Annotated in this window: 20 protein-coding genes; 10 read left to right on the forward strand and 10 right to left on the reverse strand. The window is 66.8% G+C overall.

All coding sequences use genetic code 11. The features are described 5' to 3' along the window. Positions 1-5: 5 nt before the first annotated feature. From N7590_RS06800 to N7590_RS06825, 6 genes are all read right to left on the reverse strand, one after another. Positions 6-1,466 (reverse strand): esterase-like activity of phytase family protein, encoded by a 1,461-nt coding sequence (locus N7590_RS06800; protein ID WP_164241190.1) that lies wholly within the window; start codon positions 1,464-1,466, stop codon positions 6-8. Between the two features lie 21 nt (positions 1,467-1,487). Beyond that, positions 1,488-3,806, reverse strand: a complete 2,319-nt coding sequence (locus N7590_RS06805) for a TonB-dependent receptor (RefSeq protein ID WP_164241189.1) — start codon at positions 3,804-3,806, stop codon at positions 1,488-1,490. A gap of 269 nt (positions 3,807-4,075) precedes the next feature. Beyond that, entirely contained in the window at positions 4,076-4,444 is a 369-nt protein-coding gene (locus N7590_RS06810) for a DUF2894 domain-containing protein (RefSeq protein ID WP_164241188.1), read from the reverse strand. After that, a complete protein-coding gene (locus tag N7590_RS06815; RefSeq protein WP_006449800.1) occupies positions 4,434-5,072 on the reverse strand; it encodes an OmpA family protein in 639 nt (212 codons plus the stop codon). The genes N7590_RS06810 and N7590_RS06815 overlap by 11 nt, the downstream gene beginning before the upstream one ends. Beyond that, a complete protein-coding gene (locus N7590_RS06820) occupies positions 5,069-7,333 on the reverse strand; it encodes a DUF802 domain-containing protein (RefSeq protein ID WP_164241187.1) in 2,265 nt (754 codons plus the stop codon). The genes N7590_RS06815 and N7590_RS06820 overlap by 4 nt, the downstream gene beginning before the upstream one ends. Positions 7,334-7,343: 10 nt before the next feature. After that, complete coding sequence (locus N7590_RS06825) at positions 7,344-7,997, reverse strand: DUF3348 family protein (protein ID WP_164241186.1); 654 nt, start codon at positions 7,995-7,997, stop codon at positions 7,344-7,346. Between the two features lie 144 nt (positions 7,998-8,141). On the opposite strand from N7590_RS06825, the gene N7590_RS06830 reads away from it, so the two are divergent. After that, positions 8,142-9,065 (forward strand): M14 family metallocarboxypeptidase, encoded by a 924-nt coding sequence (locus N7590_RS06830; protein ID WP_053449952.1) that lies wholly within the window; start codon positions 8,142-8,144, stop codon positions 9,063-9,065. A gap of 50 nt (positions 9,066-9,115) precedes the next feature. Here N7590_RS06830 and N7590_RS06835 read toward each other — a convergent pair whose 3' ends face one another. The 3 genes from N7590_RS06835 to N7590_RS06845 all read right to left on the reverse strand — a co-directional run bounded on the left by N7590_RS06835 (position 9,116) and on the right by N7590_RS06845 (position 11,132). After that, positions 9,116-9,508 (reverse strand): diacylglycerol kinase, encoded by a 393-nt coding sequence (locus N7590_RS06835; protein ID WP_008265627.1) that lies wholly within the window; start codon positions 9,506-9,508, stop codon positions 9,116-9,118. Between the two features lie 155 nt (positions 9,509-9,663). Next, on the reverse strand, positions 9,664-10,191 hold the full coding sequence (locus N7590_RS06840) for a nuclear transport factor 2 family protein (RefSeq protein WP_164241185.1): 528 nt from the start codon (positions 10,189-10,191) through the stop codon (positions 9,664-9,666). A 62-nt stretch (positions 10,192-10,253) separates the two neighbouring features. Then, positions 10,254-11,132: a DUF2971 domain-containing protein gene (locus N7590_RS06845; protein ID WP_164241184.1), complete on the reverse strand. Its 879-nt coding sequence runs from the start codon at positions 11,130-11,132 to the stop codon at positions 10,254-10,256. A 271-nt stretch (positions 11,133-11,403) separates the two neighbouring features. Here N7590_RS06845 and N7590_RS06850 point away from each other — a divergent pair, with 271 nt between their 5' ends. Next, positions 11,404-11,733 carry a hypothetical protein gene (locus tag N7590_RS06850; protein WP_164087363.1) on the forward strand — a complete coding sequence of 110 codons (330 nt, stop codon included), beginning with the start codon at positions 11,404-11,406 and terminating at the stop codon, positions 11,731-11,733. Here N7590_RS06850 and N7590_RS06855 read toward each other — a convergent pair. After that, positions 11,727-12,131: a hypothetical protein gene (locus N7590_RS06855; RefSeq protein WP_053449950.1), complete on the reverse strand. Its 405-nt coding sequence runs from the start codon at positions 12,129-12,131 to the stop codon at positions 11,727-11,729. The genes N7590_RS06850 and N7590_RS06855 overlap by 7 nt on opposite strands. 194 nt (positions 12,132-12,325) lie before the next feature. On the opposite strand from N7590_RS06855, the gene moaA reads away from it, so the two are divergent. From moaA to N7590_RS06895, 8 genes are all read left to right on the forward strand, one after another. After that, a complete protein-coding gene (gene moaA, locus N7590_RS06860; RefSeq protein WP_164241183.1) occupies positions 12,326-13,306 on the forward strand; it encodes a GTP 3',8-cyclase MoaA in 981 nt (326 codons plus the stop codon). Between the two features lie 8 nt (positions 13,307-13,314). After that, positions 13,315-14,310: a bifunctional molybdenum cofactor biosynthesis protein MoaC/MoaB gene (gene moaCB, locus N7590_RS06865; RefSeq protein ID WP_164241182.1), complete on the forward strand. Its 996-nt coding sequence runs from the start codon at positions 13,315-13,317 to the stop codon at positions 14,308-14,310. Continuing rightward, entirely contained in the window at positions 14,310-15,560 is a 1,251-nt protein-coding gene (glp, locus tag N7590_RS06870) for a gephyrin-like molybdotransferase Glp (RefSeq protein ID WP_164241181.1), read from the forward strand. Before moaCB ends, glp begins: the two co-directional genes overlap by 1 nt. A 2-nt stretch (positions 15,561-15,562) precedes the next feature. Continuing rightward, positions 15,563-15,823: a MoaD/ThiS family protein gene (locus N7590_RS06875; protein ID WP_053509909.1), complete on the forward strand. Its 261-nt coding sequence runs from the start codon at positions 15,563-15,565 to the stop codon at positions 15,821-15,823. Positions 15,824-15,826: 3 nt separating this feature from the next. Then, positions 15,827-16,330, forward strand: coding sequence for a molybdenum cofactor biosynthesis protein MoaE (locus N7590_RS06880; protein WP_164241180.1), 504 nt, complete (start codon positions 15,827-15,829; stop codon positions 16,328-16,330). After that, positions 16,299-16,862, forward strand: coding sequence for a molybdenum cofactor guanylyltransferase (locus tag N7590_RS06885; protein ID WP_164241179.1), 564 nt, complete (start codon positions 16,299-16,301; stop codon positions 16,860-16,862). The genes N7590_RS06880 and N7590_RS06885 overlap by 32 nt, the downstream gene beginning before the upstream one ends. Next, positions 16,859-17,224: a hypothetical protein gene (locus N7590_RS06890; RefSeq protein WP_164241178.1), complete on the forward strand. Its 366-nt coding sequence runs from the start codon at positions 16,859-16,861 to the stop codon at positions 17,222-17,224. The genes N7590_RS06885 and N7590_RS06890 overlap by 4 nt, the downstream gene beginning before the upstream one ends. Positions 17,225-17,369: 145 nt before the next feature. Further along, positions 17,370-18,788: a NarK family nitrate/nitrite MFS transporter gene (locus N7590_RS06895; RefSeq protein ID WP_164241177.1), complete on the forward strand. Its 1,419-nt coding sequence runs from the start codon at positions 17,370-17,372 to the stop codon at positions 18,786-18,788. Positions 18,789-18,827: the final 39 nt, after the last annotated feature.

Raw genomic sequence — 18,827 nt, forward strand, 5'->3', positions numbered from 1 at the left:
TGCTGTCAGGGCAGGGTGAGGCGGTAGACCAGCACGCGGTTGTCGTTGTCGTAGGGGCTGTCACAGGCATCGCCCTGCATGCGGCAGTGGCGGGCGATGAAGTCGTTGTCGTTGCCGATCAACAGCAGCACGTCGTTCGGGTGCTGCGGGTCCAGTGCCGGCACTACGTCCATGGCTTCCCACTTCTCCGACAGCAGGCCAGCATGCGGGCCGCGCTTCGTGTCCAGGTCCAGCCCCGCACGTGCAAGCTGCGGGCGGTCGAGCAGGTTCAGCAGCTCGTCGCTGCGCGCAGGCACGATGCCGGCCTTCAACGTGGTGTCCGCCGCGTCTGCCAGTACCGAGGTGGTGCCGGTTTCGTAGGTGCTGCCGGCCAGGTTGCTGGCAGCAGACACATCCACCAGCAGCACCGACTTGTAGACGATGGGGTCGTCACCGTCCTTGCCGAGGCCGTTGCCATCACGGGCCAGTAGAAGGAAGCGGTGGGCGTCCAGTACGCGCAGTTCGCTCTGCGCAGCGGTGCGGTCGAGCTTGCCCTTGCCGTCGTGCGCGTACGCGGGCAAAGCCATCACGTAATGGCCGATCGGCTGCTGTGGCGTCGGTGAGGTCGTCACGTCATAGACCAGCACGCGGGTGTTGATGCGTCCGGCCGCATTGCCCTGCGCGCTGTCCTGCAGCGTCGCGCTCTGCAGTGCCACGAACAGGCGGCTGCCATCGGGCGACAAGCCCATGCCTTCCACGCCCTGGTTGTTGCGCCGACCGGTCTGCGGCGGCACCAGAGAACCAAAGGCCGGCTTGCCATCGCGCTGCGGCCGTATCGCGGGCGGCGCCACGATCACGCCCTGCAGCTGGCCCTTCGCATCGAAGTAGTAGACGTTGGCGGTGTACTCATCGCCGATGTAGAAATGACCGTTGGCGGTGAACTGCAGCGATTCCGCATCCAGCGACACCTTGCCCACACCGGCGCCGCTGGCGGGCGAGGGCAGCACCACGTCGCGCTGGATGATGGTGTGGTCGCCCGGGTCGGCACCTGTGAAGGGGTGCCCGTTGAAGTCCTTCAGCACCACGCCCTTGTCGGGCACCATGCTCAGCGTGCCCAGCGCACCGGGCTTGACCGGTGTGGTGTCGATGCGCAGCTGCATGCGCTCCACGCGGCCGGCGTAGTCGTAGAACAGGCCGGCCTCGGGATCGTTGCGGCCGCGGTCGGGCAGGGTCCACAGCACGCCCTGGTAGCCGTTGGTGGTGCGCTTCCAGGTGCCGGGCTGCACCGCCAGCGAAGAGAACGAGCCCAGCGTGTCGCCGAGGAAGTCCACCGTGCCCGCCGGCAGCCGCCCGGCGGCGACCAGGCCTTTATCCACGTAAGTACGACCGCCCAACTGCAGGGTGCGTGGCGGCGCACCACTGGCCTCATGTGGGGCGGAGTATCCGCTGGCGGAGAGGGTGGCCAGCAGCATGGCGGTCGCGAGCATCGGTGGACTCCGGGCGGTCGATCAGAAGCGAAGGTCGATCGTACCGAACACCTGGCGCGGTGCCGAGGCATGGAACACATACAGCTTGCCGGCCGGGTCGCTGGGCGCGAACACGCTCGAATCCAGGTTGCTGGCGTAACGCTTGTTGGTCAGGTTGGTCACGTTGAACGACAGGCGCATGCCCTTGGCGAAACCGACCTGGCCGAAGTCATAGCCACCGGCCAGGTCGAACACGGTGAAGCCACCGAAGCCCTGGTCGTTGGTGTAGGTGTAGAAGCGCTCGCCGGTGTACTTGCCACGCAGGCTGGCAAACCAGCCGTTGTCACGCCAGGTGATTTCGGTGGCCAGCAGCTGCTTGGGCGTATCGGTCTGGATCTTGCCCTTGATCTGCTGCTCGACGCCGGCCTGCACGTAGTTGGAGGCATAGGTCGAACGGTTCAGCGAGGCCGAGGTGTACCAGCTGAAGTGCGCGTTCGGGGTCCACAGCACGGTCAGCTCGGCACCACGGCTGTCGACGCCGCCGACGTTGTAGAAGCGATTGCCGCAGGTCGGGCCGACCGGCTGCCGCGAGTCACAGGGGTTGTACTGCAGCAGGCGGTTGTCGAAGCGCACGCTGTAGGCCGCGACCGAGGCCTGCAGGGTATCGGTGACGAAGCGGTAGCCGGCTTCCAGAGAACGGGATTCCTCCGGCTTCAGGTTGCCCTGCGCATTCCAGGTCGCTTGGCTGACCGCTTGCGGACCGAGCTTGAAGCCGCCCTGGAACATGGCGATGTTCTCGGCATAGCTGGCGAAGACTTCATGGTGTTCGGCCAGGCGGAAGCTGGCGCCGATGCTGGGCAGGAAACTCTTGCTCGCCTTCAACGAACCGGTGGCGAACTGGTTGTTCGAGGTCGGCGAGATCGGCGTCTTCGCGTCGCCCGGCAGTGCCTGTGCATTGGAGGTGGCGTGCGGGCTCTTGGCGCCGAACTCCAGGGTCAGGCGGTCATCGAGCAGGTGCCAGGTGTCCTTCAGGAAGAACTGATGGGTCTTCCAGCGGGTGCGCTGTGCGAACACGCCGACATCGGAGGGCAGGGTGTTCATGCCGCTCAGGTCACGCGGGCCGTCCACGGCGGTCTGGTAGCGCTCGGCGCTGCTGGTGTTGCGCTCGTACCAGACGCCGCCTTCGATGCGGTGCGCGCCCAGCTCCCAGTCGAAGGACAGCGTGCCGCCGTCGCGGTCGATGGTGTAGATGGTATTGCGGAAGATGATCGGGATTTCCTGTGCGGTGCCCTTGTTCGACCAGGCGCCACTGTTCCAGTTGTGGCCTTCGCCGCGGTCATCATGGTGGTAGGCCAGCGCGCGCAGGCTGAAGCCATCGGCCAGGAAGAAGTCACCGGCCAGGTAGTACAGGTTGTCGTCGCGCAGGATCTGGCCGGCGGTGAAGGCACCATCGGCGTCCTTGTCGGGGCCGCTGCTGTCGCACTTCTTCGCATTGAAACTGGCCGTGTTGCAGTAGGCCTTGGCCACCGCCTTGTTCCAGTCCGGTGCGTAGCCGCCCCAGTCCCAGCCGAGACCGCGCGACATCTCGTCCTTGGACAGGTAGAAGTAGTCGGCCTGGGTGGTGCGTGAGGTATCGACGAAACCGGTGATCTGGCCACGTTCGAAGTTCCACACACCCTTGGCATTGAACTGCTTGGTAGTGGATTTATTGTAGGCGGTCTGGTCGTTCCACAGATCGGAGACGGCGTTCATGCCGGACACGTAGCCGGAGAGGCCGTTGTACTCGCCGCTGTCCACGCGCACGAAGGTGCGGCGGTTGGCATCGCTGCCGAAGGTCTGCACCACGCGGCCGCCGAGTTCCTGGGCCGGGCGGTCGGAGGTATAGGAAATCGTGCCGCCGAGGTTGCTGGTGGACGGCGTACCGAGGCTGCCGATACCCACCGCCAGTTCCGCACCGGCCATGTTCTCGCTGATCAGCGCACGGTTGATGGTCAGGCCGTTGTAGTTGTTGTACGCGCCATCGCCCAGCGGCACGCCGTCCAGCGTGTAACCGAGACGGGTGGAGTTGAAGCCGCGCAGGCTCAGCGTCATCGACTGCTCGTTCGTGCCCAGCGCATCGGCCGACTGCGCGTTGACGCCCGGCAGCAGGTTCAGGGTCTTCTGCAGGCTGGTGCCCGGCGGCAGGATGTCGAGGTTCTCGCGGGTGATGCGCTGCACCTGGCGGGCTTCACCGCTGCCGATCACAGAGACCGCATCGAGGGTGGTGGCGGAGGGCGTGCTGGAGGTCGGGGCAGCATCCTGCGCCCAGGCCGCAGGAGCGAGCGCGATCGACAGCGCAGCGGCCAACAAAGTCTTCGTCATGTTGCGGACACTCAGGCAGGCACGAGCCGCCGCGTCGGTGCGGAGCTCATGGAATTCAAAAGGGGAGACAGCCGATGCGACCGGCGGGCGCTGCAGGCGCCTTGGGTCAACGTGAAAATGGTGCGCTAGACAGATGACTGTCTGGTGACATGTTCAGGTGTTGTGAGGCGCTCTGCGGGGTGGGTAGTGCCGGCCGCTGGCCGGCAGCTACATGGACCCATCGGGCAATGTGCAGTTGCCGGCCAGCGGCCGGCACTACCAATCGGTGTTCAACGCGGCTTGCGCGTGCGCTTCGGCTTCGCGGTATCACCGCCGCTGGCGGTGCCGTCCTGCAGTGCCTGCAACCAGGACAAGGTGTCCACGTAGTCGATGAAATGGCGCAGGTAGCCGGGGCTGGTCGACTGCATCGTGTCCAGCATGCGCTGCACCAGTACCGCCGAGTTCAGCGGGCCGCCGTCGGCCGGGGCCTCGGTGCGCAATGAGCGACGCACCTGCAGTTGGCTGCGCAGTTCCGACCACTCGCGCTGCACCTGCTGCAGCATCGGCACCTGCGGGTAATGCGGCAGCGAGCGCGATCCCGCATCGAGGTCGCGCACCAGCGCACGCAGGCTGTCTTGTGCGGGTGGCTTACTTGGCATCCGGGGCCTTGGGCTTGGGAATCGGCGCGATTTCCACGCGCCGGTTGCGCGCGCGTCCATCTTCGCTCGCGTTGGAACTGACCGGCTGCTCGCTGCCGAATGCGGCGGCAAACACCGCATCGGCGGGCACGCCGTCGGCGATCAGGGTGCGGGTCACGGTCAGCGAACGCTGTGCGGACAGCTCCCAGTTGTCGGCGAAACGGCGGTTGCCTTCACGCACCGGCGCGTCATCGGTGAAGCCGCTGACCATCAGGATTTCTTCGCGGCTGCCCAGGTAGGCGGCCAAAGGCGCGGCCAGGCTGCGCAGCAGCTCCTGGCCTTCCGGCTGCAGCTGGTCGGAGTTCAGTGCGAACAGCACGCTGCCACTGATGCCGATGCGGCCATCGACCAGGGTTACACGGCCGGCCGCCAACGGGCCGGCCAGCGCCTGTTCCAGCGTCTGCAGGCGCTTGGCCTCAGCCTGGCGCTGCTTCACTTCCTGGTCCAGCCGCTGCGACAGCTCCAGCTGCACCGCGACCACTCCGACCAGGATCAGCACGAACGCGCCCAGCAGCACCGACATCAGGTCGCCGAAGGCGGCCCAGATCGGGGCGTGCGAGCCGCCGTCGACCTCCAGTTCGTCACTCATGCGCTGCCGGCCTTGCTGCGGCGAGCGGCCAGTTGCTGCAGTTCTTCCATCACCTGCTTCTGCGACAGCAGGCTGAGATCGACCACCTCGCGCGCCTGCGCCACGTAGTAGGCCAGCTGCTCGTCGCTGCGGGCCAGCGAGGCATCCAGTGCACCACCAATCTGTTCCAAGCGGCCGGACAGCTCGGTGGAAGCGCTTCCGAACTGCGCGACCGCTTCGCCGAACGTGCCGGCCAACTGGCCAACGTCACTGGCGCTGCCGCTGAGGGCTGCTGCAATGCCATCCAGCTTGCCGGTCTCGGCGGCGATATGGTCGGTGAAGCGGTTGCCGACGCGTTCCAGCAGCTCGGCCGAGCCGCCCACCAGTGCGTCCACCGCGGTGCGCTGTTCGTGCGAGGCGTGGTTGATCGCATCCAGCAGGGTCTGCACGGTGGCCAGCAGGCGGCCGCGCTCTTCCAGCATCGCGTTGTCGCGCACCAGGCTCTCGGAGAGCGTGCTGCGCAACTCGTTGATGACGTCGGCGGCGGCCTTCGGCGCGGCGGCGGCGGTCTGCAGCAGGGTGGAGACTTCCGCCAGCGTGGCGCTGGCTTGGGCGCGGCCGTTCTCGCCGATCTGCTGCGCGGTGGCCGCCAGCGTGTCGCAGACCTGCTGCTGCTGCGCGGCCAGTCGTTCGCCGTTGGCCTGCAGGCGCTGGGCCAGATCGGTGGAGACGTGCTGCAGGGCATCGCTCCAGCGCTGCAGGCGCTGTTCGTCACCGGCCTGCAATTGCGCCTGCAGGGTGGCGTGCGCCTGCTGCAGTTCGGCACTGACCGCATCCCAGCGCGCTTGGCGCTGCTGCTCGCGGCTGTCCAGGCTGGCCTGCAGTTCGGCGTGCGCGCTGGCGGCGGCGGCCTGTGCAGACTGCCATTGTTGCGAACGCTGCTGTTCGTGATCCTGCAGGAGCGCCTGGCTGGCTGCATGACGCTGGTCCAGTGCCTGCAGCAGTGCCTCGGCGCGCGCGTCCAGATGCTCGCTGGCGGCCAGCAGTGCCTGCTGCTGGCGTTCGACCAGCGCGGTATTCGTTGCCTGCTGCTGTTCGGCGGCGGCGCGCCAGGCGTCGGCATTGCTGCTGGCATCGGCCTGCAGGCGCTCGCCGATGCGTGTCACCAGCGCTTCGGCGTGCGCGCCCTGGCCATCGCTGAACGCCTGCAGGTGCTGGCGCAGATCGTTCACCAGCGCCTGCTGTGCCTGGGTCTGCTCGCTCACCACCTTGGCCCAGCTGGCTTCGGTGGCAACGCGGCTGCGCTCGAAACCGTCGCTGAGACCGGCCAGCTGCTGCTGCACCGCCTGCTCGACACGGGCATGCAGCGCCTGGCCATGCTGGGCCAGCCCGGCCAGGGTGGTCTCGGCCATCGGCTGCAGCGCGCCACCGATGGCGGCGGCGCTGGCTTCGGCACCTTCGCGCAGCGACTGTTGCAGCGACACGGCCAGGCGCTCCTGCAGGGCCTGGCTCTGGGTCAGGAACTCGGCCTGGCCGGCCAGCAGGCGTTCATTGGCGGCGGTGCTGTGCTGTTCAAACGTCTGGGTCATCGCCTGCAGGCGGTCGACCAGTGCCGGCAACGCAGCGGACTGCGCCTGCAGCAGGCGCAGCGATTCGGCGCGCTGCCAGGCCTGCGAGTACGGGTGCAGGTCACCGGCAATGGCGCGGTCCAGCTGCTGCACGGCCTGCAGGCGGTCACGACGCAGCAGGGCAGCCAGCAGGCCAAGCATGGCCGAACTGGCAACACCGGCGATCGAGGTGCCGAACGCCACCGCCAGGCCCTGCACCGGCGAGGCCAGCGAGCCACGGATGGCGGCCATGTCGGTCGCGCTCTGCAGCGCAAGGCCGGTGCCGCGCAGGGTATCCATCATGCCCAGCAGGGTGCCGAGCATGCCCAGCAGCACCAGCAGGCCGACCAGGTACGGGGTCAGCACCGGCGCAGGCAGGGCGGTGCGTTCGCCTTCCACGCGCAGGCGCACCGCGTTGCGCAGGCCCACCGGCACGCGCTCCAGCCACGGGGCCAGGCTTTCCTTCGCGCTGGACAGGTCGTTCAGCGCAGTGCGCAGGCCGTTGCTGGCCTGGCGGTAGCGGTACAGCTCGACGCCACCGGCGATGTAGCAGGCGGCGATGATCGCGGCCACCGCTGCCCCCAACGGATGCACCGAAACGTAGCCAATGCCGATCCAGCACACGGCCAGCAGGCCGACAAGGAAAACAACGACATGGAAAGCAGTTCTGGACATGGTGTTCCGGTCAGTGGGAGCGCAGGGCGTCTTGCAGCCCTTCGATCGGGTGGAAGCGCAGCTGCAGCTCGGCGAGCAGCAGGGTGCGCATGTCATGGCGGAAGGCTGCGCGCCAGCCGGGCTGGCCGTGCACGCATTCAAAACGGGCGCCGAGCACCGCCGGCGCAGTGGCCAGCAGGCTGTGCTCGCGCGGGGTGAGGGTCTGTTCCATCACCGCATCGACCTCTGCCAGCCGTGCCAGCTCGGGAGAAACCTGTACCAGCTGGTCGCGCAGGCGGCCGCGCAGGCGCCCGGTGGCGGTCTGGATGGCCTGCTGCAGCACCCGGTAGCGCTGGCGCAGCGAGGCGAAGTTGGGTGCGGTGGCGGCTTCGGCCAGGTCGAGCAGGCGCTCGGCCTCGGCATCCTCGCGGATCGAGGCCAGCAGGCTGGCGTGCGCGTGGGCGCAGTCGGCCAGTACGTCCTCGGCCGCTTCGGCGGCCTCACCCGGCTCGGGCAGGCGTCCGCCGAGCGCCCCGGACAGGGCCACGGCACGGCTCCAGTCCACCCACTGGCCGAGGCGATCGGTCAGGGCGGGACTGCTGGCCGGCATCGCGCCGTCGCTGAGACGGGCGAGCAGTCGGAGGAAGTCCGGTCCACCCAGGACCGGCTGCGCTGCGTTCGCCATCAAGGGGTTGGGGGCCAAAAACCGTTGATTTTACAACCAGATGACCCAGGCTGGATGAAGGCGGGGCAGGGGGAGGGGACCCGCAGGCGCGACAAGGCTTAGAATGACCGGCTGCACCCACCCGTTCGACCCTGGAGTTCCCCAATGACTGTTGCGCAGTTCTATCCGATCGGCACCCCCGGACAGCCCTGGGGCGACGCCGAACGCGCACAGTGGCGGGCCCGCCAGCAGCGCCAGCGCAGCTACCACGACGACGTGGTGGCCGCCCTTGAGCGCCTGGATGACAGCGTCTTCGATGTGATCCAGTACGGCCAGCTGGACTACGCCCCGGACCACTATCCGCTGTTCGCGGTGGTCAACCACGACTGGAACCCGGCACTGCCGACCGCGCTGATCACCGGCGGCGTGCATGGCTACGAGACCAGCGGCGTGCATGGCGCCCTGCAGTTCCTGGAACAGCAGGCCGAGCGTTACCTGGGCCGGCTGAACCTGATCGTGGCGCCGTGCGTCAGCCCGTGGGGCTACGAGCGCATCCAGCGCTGGAACCCGGATGCGATCGATCCCAACCGCAGCTTCCGTGACGGTGGCCAGATCGAAGAGGCCGCCGCGCTGATGCGCTGGGTGGCCGAGCGCAAGCCGAACCTTTTGGTGCACCTGGACCTGCACGAGACCACCGACAGCGACCTGCAGGAGTTCGATCCGGCCCGCTGCGCCCGCGACGGCAAGCCGTTCGAGCGCGACACCATTCCGGACGGCTTCTACGTGATCGGCAACAGCGAAGATCCGCAGGCCGAGTTCCAGAAGGCGCTGATCGCCGCGGTTGCGCCGGTCACCCACATCGCCCCGGCCGATGCCGAAGGCAACCTGGTGGGCCTGCCGCTGCAGTCGCCGGGCGTGGTCTGGGGCGAGTCGCGCTCGATCGGCGCCTGCGCCGGCTTCACCGATGCGCGCTTTGCCACCACCACCGAGGTCTACCCGGACAGCCCGCGTACCAACCCGCAGGAATGCAACGACGCCCAGGTGGCGGCGGTGTGTGCGGGCCTGGATTTTGCCCTGGCCACGCAGTAAGACATCCGCCCAGGGGCGCGCCGGGTCATGCCCGGCGGGTCAGGCGTGACCTAGCCCAGCAGGATCACGCCCCACACCGTGCCGACCATCAGCAGCGCGGTGGTCTGGGCAGCGCTGCCCATGTCCTTGGCGTTCTTGGACAGTGGGTGGTGGTCAAGCGAGATGCGGTCGACCACGGCTTCGATGGCCGAGTTGAGCAGCTCCACCAGCAGGCTGATGAAGCAGACGGCCAGCACCACGGCCCGTTCGATCGTGCTGATGTCCAGCACGAACGCTGCGACCATCAGCAACGCGTGCAGCAGCAACAACTGCCGGAAGGCCGCCTCGCCCCGGAAGGTGGCGATGAAACCGTCGCGCGAATGGATCAGCGTGTGGAAGATGCGGCGAAGGCCGGTCTTGCCATGCGGGTACTTGCCGCTGTCCCTGGGGTGAGGTGGCTGCATACCGGTCCTGCCATGAATTGACCTCGCGACAGGATGTGCAGACGGGCGTCGGGAAAGCGTCGGACCCTCGTTAGCATTGCGCTCAACCGGCGTAGTACTGCGAAGGGCCGAGTCACCTAGCTACGCAGGAATAGCCGGGCGCGGCCGCCGGCGATTCACTCCGCCGGGCTGCGTGAATCGCGGATCGAATAGACCACCGAGAAGATCTTCCAGCCCTGTTCGGTGCGGATCAGCTGCCACATCTCCTTGCCCCAGTTGGTCTTCACCCCATCGTCGTGGAAGCTGTAGTCAAACGACACCGAAGCCACGTCGCCATCGGTCTCGATCTTCGTGTTGGAGAATTTTTCCTCCCTCGGCTTCGGCGAGGCCACGACTCCATCGATCAGCGCGATGAAATTATTGGCGGGAATCTTCCGAGCCTTGATCGCATCGGGCTTGGCCTTGCGGATGTCCTGCAGGCGCACATCCTCCGAAACGTACTGCCAGCCGATGTCTTCCGCCTTGTCCGAAAAGAACAGGCCCATATAGGTCGGCTTGTCCTTGTTGATCAGCGAGGTACGGAAGGACTCGACCACCTGTTCGATGGCCTTGATGTCGGCGGCTGCGTTCTGCGCGGCGTGGGCCGGCAACACAGCTGAAAGCAGGAGGGCGAGGGCAGTGGCGGATGTTGCTTTGCTGGGCATGTCCGGATCCTGAGGTTGGAGGGTTCAGCGCCGCGTCTTGCCGGTTGAGAGCCGTCCCGTCATCAGATGTCGCCCTCCATCGGAAGGCAGGCGAGTGCTTCCGGTGCTGCATCTCCAAAATGGTGTTCGCGATGAAGCAGTGCCCAACCATGCGCCTCCAGGGTGGATGCCCGCAGCTGGAATCTGTGGGGGGAGACGGCAACCTTGAGAAACTGAATGTGTCCGCCATCCTGCTCATCGCAGAGCCTCCTGATTTCAGGGAGGAGATGGGCCTTGAAATTCGCTCCCAGATGAATGGATTTGATCGCAGACAGATCGAAATCAACGACATGCACGTTGTCCTGGACCTTGCGCGTGAGGTTGAGAGTCCGGATCAGACGCCACTCACGTTCATAGCTCCAATGCGGCGATTTGGTGGAGAGAACCTTGATGATCGTGTCCGGGTCCGGGCGCCCGCAAACCTTGTCTTCTCTGTAATCGACCTTGACCAGATCCGAGTAGGTGGATCCGCCCGTTGAACCCGGTCTGAGATCGGTGTGGGTCCAGTCAAGCTCGATGGCCGCGCCGCGGTGCTCATCCCCGTAGTGCGACCACATCAGAAGATTCAGCGGGTCCTCCGAAAGCGAAACGACCCCAAGGCTGTTCCTGAAGTCGCGATACCGAAGAAGTTCATCGGACATACGCTCGGCCTCCGTCGCCTGCATGTGCACGTCCAGTTCGGCATCTTCCATCGCTGGATTGCACTCTCTCCAGTACGCTCGGAAGTCCCGCATGACCTCCTTCCTGTCCAATGTCAGATGGCACTCATAGGGATCATTGAGTAGCGGGGGTTGGGTGAATCGAAGCGAGGGATTCTTCAGAATCGAAACAAGTCGCTCTGCACCCACAAATTTGTAGAGCGGAGGCACCGGAATGCCGTGCTGGATGGAGGCTTCTTCCATGATCGAGTGGATTCCTGTTTGCACGAGAAGAGAAGTATGCGCCCTGCATATGTGCGCTGCAGCAGTGTAGTACCCCGATGCTCAAGGTGTTCCGGGGCGTGGCAGCGGTCGTGTTGCGGTCCAGCTCGCGCACTGGTCGCAGTCGGCCAGCGCCGGCCAGGTCCGTACCATTCCGCCATCAGACGCCAAAGCGTGATGCACGACACGGGTTGACGTTCCCATCCGCCAAGCGCAGGCTGCCCGAGCACGTTTCCTAACCAGAAGGAGACTTATGACCGCTACCGCTTCCCTGCACCCGGCGCCCGACACCACGGGCCGTTCCCGCCTCTGGAGTGTGTTCTGGCTGCAGGGCGTCATCCCCAGCAACATTCTGTGGGCCGTGGCTCTCTGGGCCCTGGCCAACGGGCGCACGCCGCTGCTGCTGGGGGTGTTTGCCGCCCTGCTGCTCTATACCGGCTGGATCATTCCGGCGGTCTGGCGGGCGGCGCCCAGCGCACACAATCCCAACCTGGGCGTGGCCGCGCGCGGGCTGACCGTGGCCTGGGGCCTGAACACCGTGCTGGTGATCTTCTTCCTGACCCTGCAGCTGGTGGGTCAATAGAACTGAACAGGCTCGCCGCCCCGGTCGAAGGCGGCGAAGCGGCCGATCTGACCGTCATGGATGGCATTGACCATCAGTTTCAGCGGGCGCGCGGCCTCATCGCTGTTGGGGGCGAACCCGGCGCGGCCGTCCAGCGCGGCCACGAACACCAGGTCCCAGTCGATGCCGGTGGTGGTCGATTCAGCCGCCAGCGCCTGGAAGCTGGGCACTTCGGCGGGCAGCTTGTCCACGCACAGCACCGGCGACAGGGTGCCGCCCTCGCGGCGGTCATGCCGGTCGCGCTGGTCGTCGGTGGGCGATTCGGGCAGCTCGGCGCGCACGAATACGAACAGCAAGCGTTGCGGTTCAGCCTGCTGGCCTGCGGCGTGCAGCAGCTGCTGGAAATCGTTCATCATCATGAGGGTTGTCACACGCCCGCTGCACGGAAAGCCGCATGCTGCCACAACGCCTGCCGCGCGGGGCCGAAGACGATTGATTTAAGTCATGCCCATGGAACTGATGGCCGCGTACTCTGGCAATCGTTCCAGCAGACGAGGGTTTCCGGGCCGTTCCGGGCACAGGCAAGACGGTGGAGCAACAAGGTGGACCAGCCATGAGCCAACTCACCGACGGTTTCGGACGCAGCTTTCCGTACCTGCGCCTGTCGTTGACCGAAGCCTGCAACTTCCGTTGCAGCTATTGCCTGCCCGATGGTTACCAGGCCGATGGCCGCCCGCGCTTCCTGCAGGTGGATGAAATCGCGCGGCTGGTACGCGCGTTCGCCGCGCTGGGCATGAGCAAGATTCGCCTGACTGGCGGCGAGCCCAGCCTGCGCAAGGACCTGGACGAGATCATCGCCACCGTGGCGGCGGTGCCGGGTATCCGCAAGGTGGCCATCACCACCAACGGCACGCTGCTGCCGCGGCGCCTGCCGGGTTGGCACCGGGCGGGGTTGACCGCGCTGAACGTAAGCATGGACAGCCTGCAGCGCGAGCGCTTCAGGACCATTACCGGGCACGACCGCCTGCCGGAGATCGAGCAGGGCGTGGCCCTGGCGCAGGCACTGGGCCTGCCGGCGATCAAGCTCAATGCGGTGCTGCTGCGCGGCCTCAACGACGACGAGCTGCCGCAGTGGATGGACTACCTGCGCGACCGCCCCTTCAGCGTGCGCTTCATCGAACTGATGCGCACCGGCGACAACGAAGCCTATTTCCAGCGCCACCACCTGCGTGCCGACGTGGTGATCGAGCAGCTGCTGGCCGCTGGCTGGCACGAGCGCCCGCGTGCGGCCGATGCCGGTCCGGCGCGCGAGTTCGGCCACCCCGACCATCGCGGCAGCATCGGCATCATCGCGCCGTATTCGCGTGACTTCTGCAAGGGCTGCAACCGCCTTCGGGTGACCGCCAAGGGCGACCTGCGGCTGTGCCTGTTCGGCGAGTTCGGGGTGCCGCTGCGGCCGCTGCTGCAGAGCGACGATGACCATGACGCGCTGCTGGCGCGCATCACCACCCAGCTTGGCCTGAAAGCGGCCGGGCATGGCCTGCACCAGGGCCAGACCGGGCTCACCCCGCACCTGGCCTCCATCGGAGGATGAGCAACACGATGAGTGGGGAATTGAATGCGGCCTTCCACATGGCCGATGTCCGCGACAAGCGCATCACCCGCCGCCGCGCGGTGGCGGTGGGCGAACTGCATGCCGGCCCGGTGGCGTATCCGCTGATTGTCGAGCGCCGCCTGCCCAAGGGCGATGCGCTGGTGATGGCCGAGATTGCCGGCCTGCAGGGCGCCAAGATGGCCTCGATGCTGATGCCGCTGTGCCACCCGTTGCCGCTGGAGCTGGTGCAGGTGTTCTGCGCGCCGGTACCGGAACGGCAGGCGATCCGCGTGTGGTGCGAGTGCGCCAGCGAGGCGCGCACCGGCGTGGAGATGGAGGCACTGGCCGGCGTCAACGCGGCGCTGCTGACCCTGTACGACCTGAGCAAGCCGGTGGAACCGGCGCTGCGCATCGAAGGCATCCGCCTGTTGTTCAAGGAAGGCGGCAAGCGCGGTGTATGGCTGCATCCCGATGGCATGGACGAGGCCGAGCGCGCGCGCTTCAAGCCGCGTGCACCGAAGGGCCTGGAGGGCGCGGCCTGCGCGGTGATCACGTTGAGCGACCGTGCCAGCGAAGGCCGCTACGAAGATGTGTCAGGCCCGACGTTGGTGGCCGGTTTGAAGAAGCTGGGTGGCGAGGTGCTGGCCGCTGAAGTGCTGCCCGATGGCATCGAGCCGTTGGCCGGCCGGCTGCAGGCATTGGCCGCCGAGGGCGTGCGCCTGTGCCTGTGCACCGGCGGTACCGGCTTGGGACCGCGTGACCTGACCCCGGAGGCGCTGCGCTCCTTGAATGCGCGGCCGGTGCATGGCCTGGCACAGATGGTGCGGGCGCTGAGCGCGCAGCACACGCCGATGGCCTGGCTGAGCCGTGCCGAAGTAGTGCAGCTGGGCGGCATGCTGGTGTTCGCGCTGCCGGGCAGCCCGAAGGCGGCGGCACAGTGCCTGGACATCCTGGCGCCGGTGCTGGGCCACGCGCTGGCGATGGTCGACGGTGGTGGCCACTGATGATTGCCTATAGCGAAGCCCTGCAGCACCTGCTGGATGCGGCCACGCCGCTGCCGACCGAGCGCCTGCCGCTGCATGAGGCCGGCGGCCGCACTCTGGCCAGTGACGTCATCAGTGAGCAGTCGCTGCCGCCGTTCGACAATTCTGCGATGGACGGCTTTGCGCTGCGTGCCAACGGTGCTGCGTTCGATAGCGGTACCGAATTCACGGTGCAGGGCTGGCAGGCCGCCGGCGATGCCGGTGCCGAGGGCGGCGAGGGTGCCTGGGAAATCATGACCGGCGCACGCATGCCGTCCGGACTGGATACCGTGGTGCCGGTCGAGAATGTGGAGATCCTCGCCAGCGAGGACGGCCGTCCGACCCGCATTGCGTTGAAGGGCGCGGTGAAGCCGGGCCAGCACGTGCGCCTGCGTGGCCAGGACGTGAGCGACGGCGAGCGCGTGCTGCAGGCCGGGCAGGTGCTGGATATCAACGCCCGCACCCTGCTGCACGCCATCGGCGTGGGCGAAGTGGCGGTGATGGCACGACCGAAGGCCGCTGTGATCGCCACCGGCAAGGAGCTGGTGACCGAGGCGGCGCAGGCGCTGGAATCGGGCCAGATCCGTGACAGCAACCGGCCGTATCTGGTGGGTCGCCTGCAGGCGGCCGGTGCCGAGGTGGTCTGGCAGGGCACGGTGGGCGATGACGTGACCGCGTTCAATGCGGTGCTGGATCAAGCGCTGGCTGCGGGTGCACAACTGCTGATCAGTACCGGCGCGGTGTCGGCCGGCCGCTACGATTTCGTTCCCGATGCGCTGCGTGGCCGCGGTGCGCGCATCGTGTTCCACAAGGTGGCGATCCGCCCGGGCAAACCGCTGCTGTTTGCGGTGCTGCCCAATGGTGCGCTGTACTTCGGCCTGCCCGGCAACCCGGTTTCGGCCGCCGTCGGCCAGCGCTTCTTCGTGGAGCCGGTGCTGCGCCGCCTGCTGGGGCTGGCGCCGGAAACCGTGTTGCAGCTGCCGTTGCAGGCCGACGTGCGCAAGCCGCCAGGCCTGCGCTTCCACGCGCGTGCGCGGGTGGAAATGGACGGGCAGGGGCGCCTGAGTGCGCGCGTGCTGTCCGGGCAGGAATCGTTCCGTTTGATGTCGATGCTGCAGGCCAACGCCTGGGTGGTGCTGGAGGCCGAGGGAGACCTGGCCAACGCGGGCACCTACGTGCGCGTGCAGGGCTGGGGTCACCACGAACCGGTGCAGCTGGTGAGCCAGGAGTGATGATGAAACAGGTGAATCTGCAGTTGTTCGGTGCCTTTTCCGATCTGGATGCCAGCCGCGAAATCGCGCTCGACGTGGCCGGTGGCACTGTGGCCGATCTGCGCCAGGCACTGCGCGAGCTGTTGCCGGTGCGTTGGCCGGGTTTCCGCGCGGGCCTGCTGGATTACTCGGCATTCGCCGACCAGCAACGCGTGCTGCGCGACCACGAGGCGCTGCCCGACGATGGCCGGGTGGCGATCCTGCCGCCGGTAAGCGGGGGCTGAGCCGTGAGCGAGAAGATCATCGCGAAGGTGGTGGACCGCGCGCAGGCGGCGATCGATCCGGCCGAGGGTATCGCCGCAGTATCCGATCCGGGCTTCGGCGGCATCGATGTGTTCATCGGCAAGGTGCGCGACGTCAATATCGGCCGGCCGGTGACCGGGATCACCTACGACCTGTTCGAGCCGCTGGTACTGAACGAATTCAAGCGCCTGGCCGCGGACGTGGAGGCTGCGTTCGGGCCGAAGCTGAAGCTGTATGTGGCCCATGCCAAGGGTCGCCTGGGTATCGGCGACGTGGCGGTGGTGGTGGCTGCCGGCAGCCCGCACCGTGACGAGGCCTTCCGTGCCTGCCGGCAGCTGATCGAAGCGGTCAAGCACCAGTGCCCGATCTGGAAGCAGGAGCACTACGAGGACGGCGACAGCGAGTGGAGCGAGGGGTGCAGTCTCTGCCATGCGGACAGCGAGCCCGCACATGCCCATGACCACGCGCACGACCACCACCACCATTGACGGCATCGTGCTGGCCGGCGGCCTGTCCAGCCGCATGGGCCGCGACAAGGCGTTGCTGCCGTGGCAGGGGCGCACGCTGCTGGAGCACATGCGCGGCCTGTTGTTGCAGGCTGGTGCCAAGCGGGTCTGGGTAAGCGGCGACTATCCGGCCTTCGGCGGCATCCCCGACCAGGTGGCGCGCTGTGGCCCGCTGGGCGGGCTCTACAGCGTGGCTACGCACATGCCCGATGGCCCGGCCTGGGTGGTGCCGGTGGATACGCCGCTGCTGCCCCCGCGCCTGTTACAGCAATTGCGTGACGGCCATCACGCTCCGTGCACGATCTTTACGGGCCACCCCCTGCCCATGTTGCTGAATATGGACGATGCTTGCCGGGCCGCGCTGGCATCGATGCTGGATGACCCCGACGGCCCGCGCTCGCTGCAGGCGCTGCAGCGCCGCCTGGGCGTGAACACCGTCGCCCTGGCCCCGGTTGACGAGGCCGGACTGGTCAACTGCAATACCCCCGAACAATGGGAGGATGTTGCGTCATGAAAGTGCAGTTGCAGGACCAGTCGGTACGGCTTCGCCTGGACGAGGCCGAGCTGGCGCGCCTGCTGGCCGGTGAATCGGTCGAGAACATGACCCGCTTTGGCGGCATCGAAGGCTGGGGCATGGCGGTCTCGCTGCATGCTGGCGAGCAGCCCGTGCTGCTGGACGGCGGCACCTTCTGCCGCCTGGTCCTGCCGCGCATTGCGGTCGAAGCACTGGCGGCACGCCTGCCGTGCCGTGATGGCCTGCCATTCGACATCGCCCTGGAAGATGGCAGCCAGCTTCAACTCCAGTTCGATGTCGATGTGCGCGACAGCGTGCGCCAGCGCGGGGTAACCCGCCGCAGCGCGGCTTCATCGGTTTGACATTTGTCAGGGGCAGGGTGGAAACCCGTTCCTGATTGATCCAGATCAACCCCGTCGTCCGTGCTGCACGGCCTAATGGCTGCATGACGACGGGTCACAACTTGAAACGCAGTACCCACGTCATTCCACAGCCTTGGAGCCATGTATGACCGTCGGTAGCGATCCTGTTGTCCGCAGCACCTCCCGTCCGGGTCGCGTCATCAGCGACTGGACGCCGGAAGATCCCGGTTACTGGGAGCGCACCGGCAAGCGGGTCGCCACCCGCAACCTGGTCATCTCGATTCCCTCGCTGCTGCTGGCCTTTTCGGTCTGGGTGCTGTTCTCGGCGGTGTCGATCAGCCTGCCGAAGATTGGTTTCAACTTCAGCACTGACCAGCTGTTCTGGCTGGTGGCACTGCCCAGCCTGTCCGGCGCGACCCTGCGCATCTTCTATTCGTTCGTGATTCCGATCTTCGGTGGCCGCCGCTGGACGGCGCTGTCCACCGCCTCGCTGCTGGCGCCGACGATCTGGCTGGGCTTCGCGGTGCAGGATCCGGCCACTCCGTACTGGGTGTTCGTGGTCATCGCCATCCTGTGCGGATTTGGCGGTGCGAACTTCTCGTCGTCGATGTCCAACATCTCCTTCTTCTATCCCAAGCAGAAGCAGGGCCTGGCGCTGGGCCTGAACGCCGGCCTGGGCAATGTGGGTGTGTCGGTGGCGCAGGCGGTGATTCCGCTGGTGATCACCGTGGGTGTGTTCGGTGCGCTGGGTGGTGCGCCGCAGCCCACGGTGGAGGGCGGGGCGTCGCTGTTCGTACAGAACGCCGGTTTCATCTGGGTGCCGGCGATCGCGATCTGTGCGGTTGCGGCCTGGTTCGGCATGAACGACCTGACCAGTGCACGCTCGTCGTTCTCCGAGCAGGCGGTGATCTTCCGCCGCAAGCACAACTGGCTGATGTGCTGGCTGTACATCGGCACCTTCGGTTCCTACATCGGCTTCTCGGCCGGCTTCCCGATGCTGGTGAAGAGCCAGTTCCCGGAGGTGAATCCGCTGGCCTACGCCTTCATCGGCCCACTGCTGGGTGCGTTGATGCGCTCGGTGGGCGGCAGCCTGGCCGACCGCTGGGGTGGCGCGCGCCTGACCTTCTGGGTGTTCGCGCTGATGATCGCCGCCGTGTTCGGGGTGCTGCACTTCCTGCCCAGCCACGGCCAGGGCGGCAACTTCCATGGCTTCCTGCTCAGCTTCATGGCGCTGTTCGTGCTCAGTGGCATCGGCAACGGCACCACCTTCCGCATGATCCCGGTGATCTTCCGCACCCTGCACGAGCGCTGGTCGGCCAACGACAGCGCCGAAGGCAAGGCGGCGGCCGCGCACCAGGCCAGCATCGAGTCGGCCGCGGTGGTCGGCTTCTCCGGTGCGATCGGCGCCTATGGTGGCTTCTTCATCCCCAAGAGCTACGGCTCGTCCATCACCTTGACCGGCAGCCCCGACATGGCGCTGTACGGATTCGTTGTTTTCTACATCACCTGCCTGGCCGTGACCTGGTGGTGGTACTACCGGCGCGGTGCCGAGACACCCTGCTGACAACTTGAAAACGCACCGCAGCCAATGAACACCACAGCC

Source organism: Stenotrophomonas sp. GD04024, from assembly GCF_029837545.1.
Taxonomy (GTDB): Bacteria; Pseudomonadota; Gammaproteobacteria; order Xanthomonadales; family Xanthomonadaceae; genus Stenotrophomonas; species Stenotrophomonas forensis.